Genomic DNA, 14,726 nt, shown 5'->3' on the forward strand with positions numbered 1-14,726 from the left:
ACCGCCCCCGAGATCCGCCGCCCCCGAGGCTCACCGCTCCCCGGAATCCACGGAATCCCGGGACTCACCGCCCCTGACGCTCACCGCTCCCGAAATTCACGGAACCCCGGGACCCACCACCCCCGAAGCTCACCGCCCCCTACCGCCGCAACGACCGCCCGAACCCCGCAGCCAACGGCATCCGCAACCCCAGCGGCGGCGGAGCGGCCAACGCGTCCTCGACAGGCCGCGAGAACCCCCGCCCGAACAGCACCCCCAGCACGAAGTCCTCGGCCAGCGCCAGCACTTCGTCCCGATGCTGCCGCAACCCGTGCCCGTCCGAGTGCACTTCGAAGCGGCACACGTCCCGGTTGACCTTCTTCACCCGCGCCGCGTACCGGAACGACAGCTCGGGATCGGTCCGCTGGTCGTTCGTCCCGTGCACCACCAGCACCCGCCGGCCCACCAGCTGTTTCACCGGTTCGGGCGACGCCGCCACATCGTCCTCCGGCAGCCAGGGGGCGATCGCCAGCACGGAGCTGACCGCCTCGTGCCCGCCCGCGTGCAGCGCCGCCCGTCCGCCCATGTCGAACCCGGCGAGGCAGACCGGGACGTCGCCGTACCGGCGCACCGCCTCGTCCGCCGCCCAGGCGGCGTCCCGGGCCAGATGGGCCTCACTGCCGTTCCAGCCGCGGTAGCGGTAGTGCACGACATGTGCGGCCAGTCCCTCCGCGCGGCCCGCGCGTACCAGACGGCGCCCCAGCCCCTGGACGGACGCGGCGGCGAGCAGGGGGGAGGGTCTGCGGGCGGAGACCGCCTCGCCGCCGGGCAGGAGCAGCACCACGCCGCTCACCGCCGTCGGTTCCGGGCCGAACGCCCGCCCCAGCCGGGCCGCGCGAACCGGCGTCGCTTGCTGTGCCATGACAGAACAGTGTCAGAAGCGTCGGTGTACGCCACCCGTCCGCACGGTCACCGTTACGTATCGACGGATGTGTACACCGAGCGGTCTACGCGCGTAGTAAGTAGAGTGCACGCATGACGAGCCAGACTGACCGCATGGGGCAGACCCCGAGCCCGGACCAGATCCGCCGGGCACCGAAGGTTCTGCTGCACGACCACCTCGACGGCGGCCTGCGCCCGGGCACCGTCGTCGACCTCGCCCGCGCGGGCGGCTGCACCCGGCTCCCCGAGACCGACCCGGAGAGGCTCGGCCACTGGTTCCGCGAGGCCGCCGACTCCGGCTCCCTGGAGCGGTACCTGGAGACGTTCTCGCACACCGTCGGTGTGATGCAGAACCGCGAGGCGCTGGTCCGGGTCGCCGCCGAGTGCGCCGAGGACCTCGCCGCGGACGGTGTCGTCTACGCCGAGGTGCGCTACGCCCCCGAGCAGCACCTGGAGGGCGGGCTCACCCTGGAGGAGGTCGTCGAGGCCGTCAACGAGGGCTTCCGGGAAGGGGAGCGGACCGCCCGCGAGCGGGGCCACCGCATCCGCGTCGGCGCCCTGCTCACCGCGATGCGGCACGCGGCCCGCGCCCTGGAGATCGCCGAACTGGCCAACCGCTACCGGGACCTGGGCGTCGTCGGCTTCGACATCGCGGGCGCCGAGGCCGGCTACCCGCCCACCCGGCACCTGGACGCCTTCGAGTACCTCAAGCGCGAGAACAACCACTTCACCATCCACGCCGGCGAGGCGTTCGGGCTGCCGTCCATCTGGCAGGCCCTGCAGTGGTGCGGCGCCGACCGGCTCGGGCACGGGGTGCGGATCATCGACGACATCGAGGTCGCCGAGGACGGCAGCGTGCGGCTCGGCCGGCTCGCCGCCTACGTCCGGGACAAGCGCATCCCGCTGGAGCTGTGCCCCAGCTCCAACCTGCAGACCGGCGCGGCCTCCTCGTACGCCGAGCACCCGATCGGGCTGCTGCGGCGGCTGCACTTCCGGGTGACCGTGAACACCGACAACCGGCTGATGTCGCACACCAGCATGAGCCAGGAATTCGAGCACCTTGTCGAGGCGTTCGGTTACACGCTCGACGACCTGCAATGGTTCTCGGTCAATGCTATGAAGTCAGCATTCATTCCTTTCGATGAACGGCTGGCCATGATCAATGACGTGATCAAGCCCGGTTATGCCGAGCTGAAGTCCGAATGGCTGTTCCAGCAGACGGTTTCGACCAGGGACTCTGCGGCGCCCCAGGGCTGAGGCGGGGGTCGGGGAATGCGAGCCGACGTTCACCGTCCCTCCCCATCTCGATGTTTGCGGAGGCTGCCCTCGCGTGTTTACGTTCTCGGACCGCACCCCCTTGTGACCTGCCCCTGATTCCGTTGTCCCCGTTATTCGTTGTTATTCGTTCCCCGTCAGTCAAGGACGCCATTCACCATGAAGCAGTCTGCTGCCAAGACCCTCGGTGCCGCCGCTCTCGGTGCCGCCTTCGCCGCCGCCGGCGCGGGTGCCGCCAACGCCGCCCCGGCCGCTCTCCCGGACACCGGCCAGGCGCTGGACGCGGTCGCGAGGACGCTGCCGGCCGAGAACCTCAACCAGGCGCTGCCGGGTTCCGCCGAGGCGCTGGACCAGAGCCGGACCGTGCTCGGCGCGGGTCTGCGCGCCGCCCAGCCGGCCGCCGAGCCGGTGCCGGCCGAGGGCCCGGCCGGCCCGGCCCGCACGCTGCTCGGTGGACTGCCGGTGCGGGGCCTGCCCACGCACGGCGCCCCGGTGAACGGCATCCCGCTGGGCTGAGCCACCCCTCTGCACGTACCGATGGGGCGCATCCTTGTCCGGGTGCGCCCCATCGGCGTGGGTGTCCTGAGGGCGGATCAGGTGGCCGTCACCAGGCCGTGCGGGCCGCCTTGCCCTGCGACGGGAGCAGGATCCACAGGGCGACGTAGAGCAGGAACTGCGGGCCCGGCAGCAGGCAGGACAGCAGGAAGACCACGCGCATCGTGGTCGCGGAGGTGCCGAAGCGCCGGGCCAGCGCTGCGCACACTCCGCCGATCATCCGGCCACTGGTGGGGCGGGCAAGGCGGCTCATCGCGGCTCCTTCGTGAGCGTCGGTCCGAGGCTGCCTCCTGGCCGCCCCGTCTGACATCAACGCTAGGGCGACGAAGGGGGCAAAGCATCGCTCCACGGGGCGATCCCGACCCTGGGAATCGTCGGGGTCCGACCCTGAGGGGCGTCCTCCACCGGCAGCGGCGGCAGCGCCGCCCGGCGCCGCGCCTCCGCCCGGCGGTGCAGCCGGTACCGGCCCGTCGGCACGACGGCGACATGGGTCAGGGTCACGCCCGCGGTGTTCAGCAGCAGCGAGTCGACGTCCACGACCTGGCCGGGCACGCCCGTCTGCAACAGCTCTATGTGCAGCGAGACCAGCGCGCCGGCCGCCGCCGTACGGACCAGGGAGGCCAGCGGGGAGACCCGCAGTCTGCCGCCGGCCAGCGGCAGCAGCACACCCAGCGGTGCCAGCAGCGCGAGCCCGGCGCCCAGCGAGCGCACGGCCTCCGGCCAGCCCAGCGCCAGGTCGGCGCGGATACCGGCGAGCGGACGCAGATTGGCGGGCATCACCCAGGGCACGTCCAGCGGACGCAGCGTGTGCCAGGCGACGAAGGCGAGGTACACGACGAGGAGGACACCCCCCGTCACCCGCACGCGGATCGCGGCGCTGCCGCCCCTGGAGCCTTGACGCTGCACGCCCCCCTAGACGCGGCCTCCGGCGGGATCGGTTCCGGGTCGGTACCCCCTACCCGGATGAGGCCTGCGCCACACCCGCCGTCAGGCGCTCGTGACCTCGGCCGACGGCGGCCGCACCGCGCCCGGCCGGGCGCGCACGTCGTCCGTGCACTCGTATCGCAGGGGCGGCACGGGGCCGGGACCGCCGAGGATCACCGAGCCGTCGCCCTCGGCCGCCGCCGAGTCGGAGAAGGTGCAGACGATCTGGGCGAGCGCGTACGAGGAGAGGACCTCGGGGGCGGTCGTCAGCCGCAGGGTGTCCTCCGGATCCCGCGGCCCCGGCCCGCGCACCGTCGTACCGCCGCGGACGTCCGTGGAGTACCCGGCCTGCTTCTCGGCCGCCGACGGCGTCCGGGCCAGCTCGTCCAGCAGCCCCTGCGCGACCAGTACCCGCCGCTCGGAGTCCGCCGCGCCCTCGGGCACCCGCAGCGCCCGGTCGACGGTGACCAGCGACGAGCCGCACAGCAGGAACACCTGCACCGGCATCCCCGGCGCGGACGGGGTGGTGGTCCGCTGCCCGGCGAGCGAGCAGTGCGCCCGCGAGGGCGCCGGGCCGAAGTCCGTCGGCACCTCGGTCGCCCGGATGCCGCAGCCGGCCAGCAGCGCCGCGAACACCGGCACCACCAGCGCACGAGCCGTCCTCACGCGTCCCCCTTCTCCGGCGTCTGCGCATGCTGCTCCTCCGCCGCCCGCACCACGTCCGAGGCGTCCCGCGGCAGCCGCAGCGTGAACACCGCGCCGCCCTCGGCGGAGTTGGCGGCGGTGATGTCGCCGCCGTGGATGTGGGCGTTCTCCAGGGCGATGGACAGGCCGAGGCCGCTGCCCTCGGAGCGCGGACGGGAGGCGCTGGCCTTGTAGAAGCGGTCGAAGACGTGCGGCAGGACGTCCTCGGGGATGCCGGGCCCGTGGTCGCGCACCTGGATGACGACCTCGCTGTCCTCCTCGCGCACGGCCACCCGCACCGGGGACCCGCCGTGCTTGAGCGCGTTGCCGATGAGGTTGGCGAGTATCACGTCCAGGCGGCGCGGGTCGAGGCGGGCGTGGATGCCGCGCGCGGCGTCCAGTTGCACCGCGTCCAGCCAGGCACGCGCGTCGATGCAGGCGGTGATCTGATCGGCGACGTCGACGTCGTCCAGCACCAGCCGGGCCGTGCCCGCGTCGAAGCGGGTCACCTCCATCAGGTTCTCGACCAGGTCGTTCAGCCGCCGGGTCTCGCTCACCACCAGCCGTACCGCGGGCTCGATCATCGGGTCGAGGCCGCCGCCCGCGGAGTCCAGCTCTTCCTCCAGCACCTCCGTCACGGCGGTGATGGCGGTCAGCGGGGTGCGCAGCTCGTGGCTCATGTCGGCGACGAACCGCCGGGACGCCTCGTCCCGCGCGGCCATGTCCGCCACCCGCTTCTCCAGCGCCTCGGCGGCCTTGTTGAACGTCCGGGACAGCTCGGCCAGTTCGTCCGTCCCCGACACCCGCAGCCGGGTGTCGAGCTCGCCCTCCCCGAGCCGCCGCGCGGCGACCCCGAGCCGGTGCACGGGCTTCAGCACGGTCGTGGCCGCGGCCTGCGCGAGCAGCGCCGAGCCGATCAGCGCCAGAGCGGTGGCGATGCCGAGCGACCAGGCCAGCGAGTTGAGGTCCTTGGCCTCCGGCTCCAGCGACTTGAGCAGGTAGCCGGTCGGCCCGCCGCCGATCACCCGCGTGCCCGCCACCAGGTACGGGGTGCCGTCGTCCACGATCCGCTGCCAGTACAGGTGGTACGGCGAGGTGTTGTTCGCGGCGAGCGGCTGCTCCTTGTTCACGGCCGCGCGCAGCGACTCCGGTACGTCCGCCAGCGCGAAGCCGTCGTTCAGGCCGCCCGAACTGCCGTACACGGTCCTGCCGTCGGCGTTCCGCGCGACCAGGAGCACGCTGAAGCGCTGACTGCTGGCGGCCATCTGGCCGGCGGTGCGCTGGAGTTCGTCCTGGCTGGGGTGGGCGGGCAGGGCGCCGGCCCGGTTCTCCATCTCCTGCTCGAAGTCGCGCAGCACCGCGTCCTGGGTGCGGGTGAGGACGGCCTCGCGGTTGAGCCAGTAGGCGATGCCGGACGCGGACACCGCCGCCGTCAGCGCCACCAGCCCGAACACGACGACCAGCCGCAGCCGCAGACTGGTGAAGCGCAGCGTGGACAGGGCCTTCCTGCGGGCCGCGGCCCAGCCGCGGAAGTTCGTGCGTGCCGTGGTCACTGAGGCGGGTCCAGCCGGTAGCCGACACCCCGCACGGTACGGATCAGGGTCGGGGACGACGGCACGTCCTCGACCTTGGCGCGCAGCCGCTGCACGCAGGCGTCCACGAGCCGGGAGTCACCGAGGTAGTCGTGCTCCCACACCAGCCGCAGCAACTGCTGCCGGGACAGCGCCTGACCGGGCCGGCGGCTCAGTTCGAGCAGCAGGCGCAGCTCGGTCGGCGTCAGCTGGAGGTCCTCGCCGTTCTTCGTCACGGTCATCGCCGCGCGGTCGATGACCAGGCTGCCGAAGGTCGCCGCGTCGTTCGCCTCCCGCTCGCCGCGCCGCAGCACGGCCCGGATCCGCGCGTCCAGCACCCGCCCCTGCACCGGCTTGACGACGTAGTCGTCGGCCCCGGACTCCAGCCCGACCACCACGTCGATGTCGTCGCTGCGCGCGGTCAGCAGGATGATGGGGAGCTGGTCGGTGCGCCGGATGCGCCGGCACACCTCGAACCCGTCGATGCCGGGCAGCATCACGTCCAGCACGATCAGATCCGGCCGCTGCTCGCGCAGCAGCCTCAGACCGTCCTCACCGCTGGCAGCGGTCGCCACCCGGTGCCCCTGGCGCGTCAATGAGAGCTCCAGGGCCGTACGGATGGCGTCGTCGTCCTCGATCAGCAACAGGGAAGGCACAGGCTCATTCTGGCCCATGGTGGGCCGGCGTTTCGACACCCGGACGGCCGCGTGGCCGTACCGCCCTGCTCCGTGACGGTGCCGTGGGCGCTCCGCGAGGGGCCCGCGGCCGGTCCGCTGTGACAGGTCTGTGACAGTCGGCGGACACGGCCATGAAGTGGGCTCGGCAAGCTTCTCGGCACAGGCAGGGAAGCAGCACCGAGCAAGTCCGAACACCGGTAGGTCCACGACGGGGGGCGCGAGATGAACACGCTGCACGGCACCAGCACCAGCGCAGTGGTCACGCGTCTGCACGACGTGCACGGGGGCCGGGGCGCGCGGGGGTGCGCTCGGGGCGCCGGTCGCCAGCACACCGCCTACATGGCGGTGGTCGAGGGTTTCACGGGGGAACCGCACGGGGGAGCCGCGTACGGGGAGGAACCGGGGGAGCGGCGGTCGCTGACCGAGGCGGAGTTCACCGCCTACGTCCAGGAACGCCGCGCCTCCCTGTACGCCACCGCCTACCACCTCACCGGTGACCGCTTCGAGGCCGAGGACCTGTTGCAGAGCGCGCTGTTCTCCACGTACAAGGCGTGGGACCGGATCAGTGACAAGGCGGCGGTCGGCGGGTACCTCCGCCGCACCATGACCAACCTGCACATCAGCGCCTGGCGGCGCCGCAAGCTCAACGAGTACCCGACCGAGGAACTGCCGGAGAGGGCCGGCGACACGGACGCGATGCGCGGCACCGAGCTGCGCGCGGTCCTGTGGCAGGCGCTGGCCCGGCTGCCCGAACTCCAGCGCACCATGCTGGTCCTGCGCTACTACGAGGGCCGCACGGACCCGGAGATCGCGGAGATTCTCGACATCAGTGTCGGCACGGTGAAGTCCAGCATCTGGCGGTCGCTCCGCCGGCTGCGCGAGGACGAGGTCCTCAGCTTCGGCCGTGACGAGCAGCACGCCTTCGGGGAGCTCGTCGCCTGAGGGCCGGGCCCCGGGGGGAGCACGGGGGAGTACGGGGCCGGGGGGGACACGGGGGAACACGACGGGGGGGGACACGGGGGGAGCGGGGCTGGAGGGCCGGGGGGTCCGTCCAGTCCCGCCTCCGTGTGTGCGCGGGCGCGCGGACGCCGGGGCGGGTCCTGGTCCGCGGCGCTAGGCCGCCGTACCGGCCGTCGTGCGGCGGCCCGCCGCGGCGGCCAGTCGGCCCAGCGCCTCGTCCCGGTCGCAGGGGTACGCGCCGAGCGCGGTCTGGTGGGCGACGATGGAGCGCTCGGCGCGCATCAGGCGCCAGCCGCGGCGCAGCAGGAACGGCACCGGCTTGCGGCCCTCCCGCAGATCGCGCACGAACCGGCGGCGGAAGGTGCGCACCGGGCCGCGGCTCAGGCACAGCGCGTCGGCCAGCAGGCCCAGTTCACGGCAGCGGGGGACGATCTCGGCGGCGAAGATGCCCTCCGCGATGAACAGCGGGGTCCGCCCGATGGCGAGGGTCTCGGCGCCGGTGCGGGCGCTGAGCGAGAGGTCGTAGACGGGGATGTCCGTACGTCCCGTGCGGCACAGGTCCTCGATCGCGGCGACGGCCGCGTCCGCGTCCCACGAGGCCGGGTGGTCCCAGTCGATGTCGGAGCCGCCGGCGACCAGCGGCAGCGTCGGGTCCGTGCCCTCCTTGTAGAAGTCGTCGAGCCGCAGCACCGGCAGGCCCGAGCGGGCGGAGAGGAGGGACTTGCCGGAACCGGACGGGCCGCACAGCAGCACGACCCGGGTAGGTATGGGCGGATGGGAACCCACTGTGTTGTCCTTCTCACCTGCGGTCTCGGGGCGGTCCGGGCGAGACTGTCGCCCGCGCGCATCCCGTCATTATCCCTGCCGCCGCCCGGCCCCGGGGGCGTGCGCCGGGCGGTGGCCGGATCGGCGTGCCCGGCCCGCCGCCCGGGGCTTCGTAGGATGCGGGCAGTCGGGGAGCCGGCGGGACCGCCTCCGCCCGTCGCCGACGCGTCCGACGACCGACGAGGAGGGCCGGCCACCGTGCACACCGATCGTCTCGCCCAGCAGTTGTCCGCCGTGGTCGGACCGGCCCATGTGCTGAGCGATCCGGCGCTGCGCGCCTCCTACGAGACCGACTTCACCGGCCGGTACCGCGGCCGGGCCCGGCTGGTGGTGCGGCCCGCCGGTACCGCGCAGGTGGCCGAGGTGCTGCGGCGGTGCCACGCGGCCCGGGTGCCGGTGGTGGCGCAGGGCGGCAACACCGGGCTGGTCGGCGGCTCGGTGCCCACGCCGGACGGCGGCGAGGTCGTGCTGTCGCTGCGGCGGCTGGACGGTGTCGGGGCCGTGGACCCGGCCGTGGGGCAGGTGACCGTGGGCGCCGGGGTGGTGCTGTCGGAGCTGCAGAGCCGGGTCGCCGCGCACGGCCTGCGGTTCGGTGTCGACCTGGCCGCCCGGGACTCCGCGACGCTGGGCGGGATGATCGCCACCAATGCGGGCGGTGAGCGGGTCGTGCGGTACGGCACCACCCGGGCCAACGTGGCCGGGCTGGAGGCCGTGCTGGCCGACGGGACCGTGCTGGACCGGCTGGCCGGGCTGCCCAAGGACAACACCGGGTACGACCTGACCGGTCTGCTGGTCGGCAGCGAGGGGACGCTGGCGGTGGTGACGCGGGCCCGGCTGCGGCTGGTGCCGTGGCTGCCGCGGCGGGTGACGGCGCTGGTGGGGCTCGACTCGCCGGCGGCGGCGCTGGACCTGGTGGCGCGGCTGCGGCCGCTGGACTCGCTGGAACTGGCCGAGTTCTTCACGGCCGAGGGGCTGGCGCTGGTGCTGCGGACCAGCGGGCTGCCCGCGCCGTTCCGTACCGCGTATCCGGTGTACCTGCTGGTGGAGTGTGCGGGGCGGCGCGATCCGGCCGAGGAGCTGGCCGAGGTGCTCGACGCGGTGGAGCCGGGCCGGACGGCGGTGGCCCTGGCGGACGCCGACCGGCGGCGGCTGGCCGCCTACCGGGAGCGGCACACCGAGTCGATCAACGCGGCCGGGATCCCGCTCAAGCTGGACGTGACGGTTCCGGTGGCCGAGCTGCCCGGGTTCGTCGCCGATCTGCCCGGGGTGCTGGCGGGGCGGGGGCGGCCGTATCTCTTCGGGCATGTCGCCGAGGGGAACCTGCACGTCAACCTGTTGGAGGTGGCGGCGGAGGACGAGGAGGCGGTCACCGGCGCGGTGCTGGAACGGGTGGCGGCGGTGGGCGGGAGCATCAGCGCCGAGCACGGGGTGGGGCGGGCCAAGGCCCGCTATCTGCACCTGAGCCGGTCGGCGGCGGAGATCGCGGTGATGCGGTCGGTGAAGGCGGCGCTGGATCCGGAGGGGCTGCTCAACCCCGGTGCGGTGCTGCCCCGGTGACGCACCCGTCCGCGGGCGCACCCCCCCATGAGCGGGTCGCTGATTGAAGCCCGCACCCCACCTCAACTACCCTGCGTACCGTCCTGATGACCCAGTGCAGTACGAGGTGGCTCCAGCGATGGCCCGACACGACTCCCCCCTCACCCCCACCGCCCGGCGCGCCCTGGCCGTCCTCGCCACGGCGGGAGCGGCGCTGAGCGCGTCCGTGACGCCGGCCGCCGCGGACAGCGGGCCCTTCCCGGGGATGGTCCACACCCGCCCCACGTCCCTCGGGGAGATCGACCCCCAGGCGGGTGCGGCGGCCCTCACGGGCTCCGTCCGCCATGTCGCGGGTCCCGTCGCCGGCCTCAGGCCCAACCCGCTCGCCGGCACCGGTGTCGACCCCCTCGACAACGGCGTCGACACCCAGCTGGCCGACTTCCGGCCCGTGTCGTCCCGGTCGCTGACGGGTCCGCTGTCGCAGGCCCGGTCGATCGGGAGCATGCCGGTGGCGGGGCGGGCGGCGGAGCTGCTGACCTGACCGCCGCCGGGGCCCGGATTGCGGCGGCGGTCCGCCGGGCCGGGGTCACTCGCCCGGGTGCTCCCCGGCCTCCCAGCGCAGCAGGTCCCCCGGCTGGCACTCCAGCACCTCGCACAGGGCGGCGAGCGTCGAGAACCGTACGGCCTTGGCGCGGCCGTTCTTCAGCACGGCCAGGTTGGCGGGTGTGATCCCGACGCGTTCCGCCAGCTCGCCCACGGACATCTTCCGCTTGGCCAGCATCACGTCGATGTCGACGGCGATCGGCATCAGATCACCCCCTCCAGCTCGGCCTCCATCCGTGCCGCCTCGACGTCCCGCGCGACGGCCTGCGCGAGCAGCATCCGCAGCACGAGCACGATGAGCGCGACGCCCAGCACGGCCACGACGACCCCGCCGATCAGCAGGACGACGCCCGGGGCGACGGCCTCTCCCGGCGCGAGCATGTACCCGAACGCGCTCAGCAGGGCGGCGGCCGCGGCGATGGCCCAGATCACGACGTCCACGTACCGGAAGGCGGCGTGCGAGAAGACCGTGCCCTTGCGGACCATGGTCACCAGCCGCCACACGCACACCAGCACGACCTGCACCGTGACCAGGCCCAGCACCAGCACCACGAGATACGCGGCCCGTGGATAGGCCGGCTCCGAGGCCCCCTCCTCCAGGTCGGCGCCCAGCAGCGGCACCATCACGGCCTGCACGAACACGGACCCCGCCAGCAGCACCACCAGCACCACCCGCAGGGCAAGCGTCGTCACCTGTCCCATCGCCCCTCCCTCACTCGCCGTCGCTCGACGAACGATAGGAATCTATCGAAACTCGATAGATGGAGGCAAGGGGGGACGCCAGAAGGCCGCGCCCCGCCCCGAGGCGGAAGCGCGGCCTTCCCGGCCCGTCCGGCGGTGTCGCCGGCAGGGGGTCAGTACGCGGAGCCGGACGCGCCCAGCGAGCCCGTGGGGTGCCAGACCGTCTTGGTCTCCAGGAACGCCGTCATGCGGTCGATGCCGGGCGTCCGCAGGTAATCCACAGGCTGTGGACGCAGGACGCGCTTGAGGTTGTCGGCCGCGGCGGTCTCCAGCTCCTTCGCCAGGGCCTCGTCGGCCCCCGCGAGGTCGATCGCGTTGACGTCCTGGTGCGCGGCGAGCGGGGCCGCGATCTCCGCCGTACGGCCGGAGAGGAGGTTCACCACCCCGCCGGGCAGGTCCGAGGTGGCCAGCACCTCGCCGAGGGAGAGCGCGGGCAGGGGGGACCGCTCGGCGGCGACCACCACCGCCGTGCTGCCCGTCGCGATCACCGGGGCGACCACCGAGACCAGGCCCAGGAACGACGACTCCTGCGGGGCGACCACGGCCACCACACCCGTCGGCTCGGGCGTCGAGAGGTTGAAGTACGGGCCCGCCACCGGGTTGCCGCCGCCCACCACCTGGGCGATCTTGTCGGTCCAGCCCGCGTACCAGACCCAGCGGTCGATCGTGGCGTCGACCTGCTCGGCGGCCCTGGACTTCGACAGACCCTCGGCGTCGGCGACCTCGTGGACGAACTGGGCGCGGCGCCCCTCCAGCATCTCCGCCACGCGGTAGAGGATCTGGCCCCGGTTGTACGCCGTCGCGCCGGACCAGCCGCCGAACGCCTTGCGGGCCGCGACGACCGCGTCACGGGCGTCCTTGCGGGAGGAGCGCGGTGCGTTGGCCAGCCACTTGCCCTTCGGGTCCGTCACCTCGTACACCCGGCCGCTCTCCGAACGCGGGAACGTGCCCCCGACGTACAGCTTGTAGGTCTTCCATACGGAAAGTCGCTCACTCATCTATCGCTCGCCCTCCAGGCTCGACGGGGCGAGGTACGCCTCCAGGCCGTGGCGGCCGCCCTCGCGGCCGAAGCCCGACTCCTTGTAACCGCCGAACGGCGAGGTCGGATCGAACTTGTTGAACGTGTTGGACCAGACGACACCCGCGCGGAGCTTGTTCGCCACGGCCAGGATCCGGGAGCCCTTCTCGGTCCAGACGCCCGCCGACAGGCCGTACGGCGTGTTGTTGGCCTTGGCGACGGCCTCGTCGGGCGTGCGGAAGGTGAGGACCGACAGCACCGGGCCGAAGATCTCCTCGCGGGCGACCGTGTGCGCCTGCGTGACGCCGGTGAACAGCGTCGGGGCGAACCAGTAGCCGGCCGAGGGCAGTTCGCACGCCGGTGACCAGCGCTCGGCACCCTCCGCCTCGCCCCGCTCGGCGAGGGCGGTGATCCGGGCCAGCTGCTCGGCGGAGTTGATCGCGCCGATGTCCGTGTTCTTGTCGAGCGGGTCGCCCAGACGGAGGGTGGAGAGCCTGCGCTTGAGGGCGTCCAGCACCTCCTCCTGGACCGACTCCTGCACCAGCAGGCGGCTGCCCGCGCAGCAGACCTGGCCCTGGTTGAAGAAGATGCCGTCGACGATGCCCTCGACGGCCTGGTCGATCGGGGCGTCGTCGAAGACGATGTTCGCGCCCTTGCCGCCCAGTTCCAGGGTGAGCCTCTTGCGCGTGCCCGCGACCGTGCGCGCGATCTCCTTGCCGACCGCCGTGGAGCCGGTGAAGGCGACCTTGTCGACGTCGGGGTGGGCGACCAGGGCGGCGCCGGTCCGGCCGTCACCGGTCACGATGTTGACGACGCCCTTGGGCAGACCCGCCTGGCGGCAGACGTCCGCGAAGAACAGGGCGGACAGCGGGGTCGTCTCGGCGGGCTTGAGCACGACCGTGTTGCCGGTCGCGAGCGCCGGGGCGACCTTCCAGGCCAGCATCAGCAGCGGGAAGTTCCACGGGATCACCTGGCCCGCCACGCCGAGCGGCCTGGGGGCGGGGCCGAAGCCGGCGTGCTCCAGCTTGTCGGCCCAGCCCGCGTAGTAGAAGAAGTGCGCCGCCACCAGGGGCAGGTCGACGTCCCGGGTCTCCCTGATCGGCTTGCCGTTGTCCAGGGTCTCCAGGACCGCCAGCTCACGGCTGCGCTCCTGGACGATCCGGGCGACGCGGAAGAGGTACTTGGCGCGCTCGGAGCCGGGCAGCGCCGACCACTTCTCGAACGCCTTCCGGGCGGCCTTCACCGCCCGGTCGACGTCGTCCGCCTGGGCCTGGGTGTACTCGGCGAGCACTTCCTCGGTGGCCGGGCTGATCGTCTTGCTGCGGTCCTGTCCCGAGCTCTCGACGAACTCACCGTCGATGAAGAGGCCGTACGACGGGGCGATGTCGACGATCGCGCGCGATTCGGGCGCGGGAGCGTACTCGAATGCCATGGGTCAGTCCACCGTTACGTAGTCGGGGCCGGAGTAGCGGCCGGTGGCCAGCTTCTGCCGCTGCATCAGCAGGTCGTTCAGCAGCGAGGAGGCGCCGAAGCGGAACCAGTGGTTGTCCAGCCAGTCCTCGCCGACGGTCTCGTTGACCAGGACGAGGAACTTGACGGCGTCCTTGGTGGTGCGGATGCCGCCGGCCGGCTTCACGCCGACCTGGACGCCGGTCCGGTCGCGGAAGTCGCGCACGGCCTCCAGCATGAGCAGGGTGTTCGCGGGCGTCGCGTTGACCGCCACCTTGCCGGTGGACGTCTTGACGAAGTCGGCGCCCGCCAGCATGCCGAGCCAGCCGGCGCGGCGGATGTTGTCGTACGTCGACAGCTCGCCGGTCTCGAAGATGACCTTCAGGCGGGCCGAGGAGCCGCAGGCCTCCTTCACGGCGACGATCTCGTCGTGCACCTTCATGTACTGGCCCGCGAGGAAGGCCCCGCGGTCGATGACCATGTCGATCTCGTCGGCGCCGGCGGCCACGGCCTCGCGCACGTCCGCCAGCTTCACGGAGAGCGGGGCGCGGCCGGCCGGGAAGGCGGTGGCCACCGAGGCGACCTTGACGGCGGAGCCGGCGACGGCCTGCTTGGCGGTGGCCACCATGTCGGGGTAGACGCAGACGGCCGCGGTCGCCGGGGTCGTACGGTCCGTCGGGTCCGGGCGGACCGCCTTGGCGCCGAGCGCCCGGACCTTGCCCGGGGTGTCCGCGCCTTCCAGCGTCGTCAGGTCGACCATCGAGATGGCGAGGTCGATGGCGTACGCCTTCGCGGTGGTCTTGATGGAACGGGTGCCGAGGGAGGCGGCGCGCGCCTCCAGGCCGACCGCGTCGACGCCGGGCAGCCCGTGCAGGAAGCGGCGCAGCGTGCTGTCGGAGGCCGCCGCGTCCGAGAGGGTGTGTGCAGAGGTGGGCATGGTCACCAGACGAGCATATCTACGCGCGTAGCGGCTGTACAGCCCTTGGT

The 14,726-nt window shown here is 73.0% G+C and carries 17 protein-coding genes; 5 read left to right on the forward strand and 12 right to left on the reverse strand.

Annotation, left to right across the window (positions count from 1 at the left end; translation table 11 throughout):
• Positions 1 to 139 precede the first annotated feature (139 nt).
• The gene (locus ACFF45_RS26800) at positions 140 to 901 is read right to left on the reverse strand and encodes a prolyl oligopeptidase family serine peptidase (protein WP_381349092.1); all 762 of its coding nucleotides are present in this window, start codon (positions 899 to 901) and stop codon (positions 140 to 142) included.
• A gap of 113 nt (positions 902 to 1,014) precedes the next feature.
• Here ACFF45_RS26800 and ACFF45_RS26805 point away from each other — a divergent pair, with 113 nt between their 5' ends.
• Positions 1,015 to 2,178 carry an adenosine deaminase gene (locus ACFF45_RS26805; RefSeq protein ID WP_381349093.1) on the forward strand — a complete coding sequence of 388 codons (1,164 nt, stop codon included), beginning with the start codon at positions 1,015 to 1,017 and terminating at the stop codon, positions 2,176 to 2,178.
• Between the two features lie 177 nt (positions 2,179 to 2,355).
• Positions 2,356 to 2,712, forward strand: a complete 357-nt coding sequence (locus ACFF45_RS26810; RefSeq protein WP_381349095.1) for an ATP-binding protein — start codon at positions 2,356 to 2,358, stop codon at positions 2,710 to 2,712.
• A gap of 88 nt (positions 2,713 to 2,800) precedes the next feature.
• On the opposite strand, the gene ACFF45_RS26815 is transcribed toward ACFF45_RS26810, so the two are convergent.
• The 5 genes from ACFF45_RS26815 to afsQ1 form a co-directional block, all read right to left on the reverse strand.
• Complete coding sequence (locus ACFF45_RS26815; RefSeq protein ID WP_381349096.1) at positions 2,801 to 3,004, reverse strand: PspC domain-containing protein; 204 nt, start codon at positions 3,002 to 3,004, stop codon at positions 2,801 to 2,803.
• 62 nt (positions 3,005 to 3,066) lie between these two features.
• On the reverse strand, positions 3,067 to 3,657 hold the full coding sequence (locus ACFF45_RS26820) for a VanZ family protein (RefSeq protein WP_381349097.1): 591 nt from the start codon (positions 3,655 to 3,657) through the stop codon (positions 3,067 to 3,069).
• A gap of 81 nt (positions 3,658 to 3,738) precedes the next feature.
• Positions 3,739 to 4,341 carry a hypothetical protein gene (locus ACFF45_RS26825; protein WP_381349099.1) on the reverse strand — a complete coding sequence of 201 codons (603 nt, stop codon included), beginning with the start codon at positions 4,339 to 4,341 and terminating at the stop codon, positions 3,739 to 3,741.
• Positions 4,338 to 5,912, reverse strand: a complete 1,575-nt coding sequence (locus ACFF45_RS26830) for an ATP-binding protein (RefSeq protein WP_381349100.1) — start codon at positions 5,910 to 5,912, stop codon at positions 4,338 to 4,340. The genes ACFF45_RS26825 and ACFF45_RS26830 overlap by 4 nt, the downstream gene beginning before the upstream one ends.
• Entirely contained in the window at positions 5,909 to 6,586 is a 678-nt protein-coding gene (afsQ1, locus tag ACFF45_RS26835) for a two-component system response regulator AfsQ1 (RefSeq protein ID WP_381349101.1), read from the reverse strand. The genes ACFF45_RS26830 and afsQ1 overlap by 4 nt, the downstream gene beginning before the upstream one ends.
• A gap of 243 nt (positions 6,587 to 6,829) precedes the next feature.
• On the opposite strand from afsQ1, the gene ACFF45_RS26840 reads away from it, so the two are divergent.
• Positions 6,830 to 7,549, forward strand: coding sequence for a SigE family RNA polymerase sigma factor (locus ACFF45_RS26840; RefSeq protein WP_381349103.1), 720 nt, complete (start codon positions 6,830 to 6,832; stop codon positions 7,547 to 7,549).
• A gap of 171 nt (positions 7,550 to 7,720) precedes the next feature.
• Here ACFF45_RS26840 and ACFF45_RS26845 read toward each other — a convergent pair whose 3' ends face one another.
• Positions 7,721 to 8,353, reverse strand: a complete 633-nt coding sequence (locus ACFF45_RS26845) for a uridine kinase family protein (RefSeq protein ID WP_381349104.1) — start codon at positions 8,351 to 8,353, stop codon at positions 7,721 to 7,723.
• A 237-nt stretch (positions 8,354 to 8,590) separates the two neighbouring features.
• Between ACFF45_RS26845 and ACFF45_RS26850 the strand changes: the two genes are divergently transcribed.
• Both ACFF45_RS26850 and ACFF45_RS26855 read left to right on the forward strand, forming a co-directional pair.
• Complete coding sequence (locus ACFF45_RS26850) at positions 8,591 to 9,949, forward strand: FAD-binding oxidoreductase (RefSeq protein ID WP_381349105.1); 1,359 nt, start codon at positions 8,591 to 8,593, stop codon at positions 9,947 to 9,949.
• Between the two features lie 118 nt (positions 9,950 to 10,067).
• A complete protein-coding gene (locus tag ACFF45_RS26855) occupies positions 10,068 to 10,469 on the forward strand; it encodes a hypothetical protein (protein WP_381349106.1) in 402 nt (133 codons plus the stop codon).
• Positions 10,470 to 10,514: 45 nt separating this feature from the next.
• On the opposite strand, the gene ACFF45_RS26860 is transcribed toward ACFF45_RS26855, so the two are convergent.
• From ACFF45_RS26860 to deoC, 5 genes are all read right to left on the reverse strand, one after another.
• Complete coding sequence (locus tag ACFF45_RS26860) at positions 10,515 to 10,736, reverse strand: helix-turn-helix domain-containing protein (protein ID WP_381349107.1); 222 nt, start codon at positions 10,734 to 10,736, stop codon at positions 10,515 to 10,517.
• Positions 10,736 to 11,233, reverse strand: a complete 498-nt coding sequence (locus tag ACFF45_RS26865; protein WP_381349109.1) for a DUF2975 domain-containing protein — start codon at positions 11,231 to 11,233, stop codon at positions 10,736 to 10,738. Before ACFF45_RS26865 ends, ACFF45_RS26860 begins: the two co-directional genes overlap by 1 nt.
• 152 nt (positions 11,234 to 11,385) lie before the next feature.
• The gene (locus tag ACFF45_RS26870; protein ID WP_381349111.1) at positions 11,386 to 12,270 is read right to left on the reverse strand and encodes an aldehyde dehydrogenase family protein; all 885 of its coding nucleotides are present in this window, start codon (positions 12,268 to 12,270) and stop codon (positions 11,386 to 11,388) included.
• Positions 12,271 to 13,722, reverse strand: coding sequence for an aldehyde dehydrogenase family protein (locus ACFF45_RS26875; protein WP_381349112.1), 1,452 nt, complete (start codon positions 13,720 to 13,722; stop codon positions 12,271 to 12,273). It abuts the gene before it with no gap.
• Positions 13,723 to 13,725: 3 nt separating this feature from the next.
• Entirely contained in the window at positions 13,726 to 14,676 is a 951-nt protein-coding gene (gene deoC, locus ACFF45_RS26880) for a deoxyribose-phosphate aldolase (RefSeq protein ID WP_381349118.1), read from the reverse strand.
• Between the last annotated feature and the right edge of the window lie 50 nt (positions 14,677 to 14,726).

The sequence above is a fragment of the Streptomyces cinereospinus genome (assembly GCF_042430725.1).
Classification (GTDB): domain Bacteria; phylum Actinomycetota; class Actinomycetes; order Streptomycetales; family Streptomycetaceae; genus Streptomyces; species Streptomyces cinereospinus.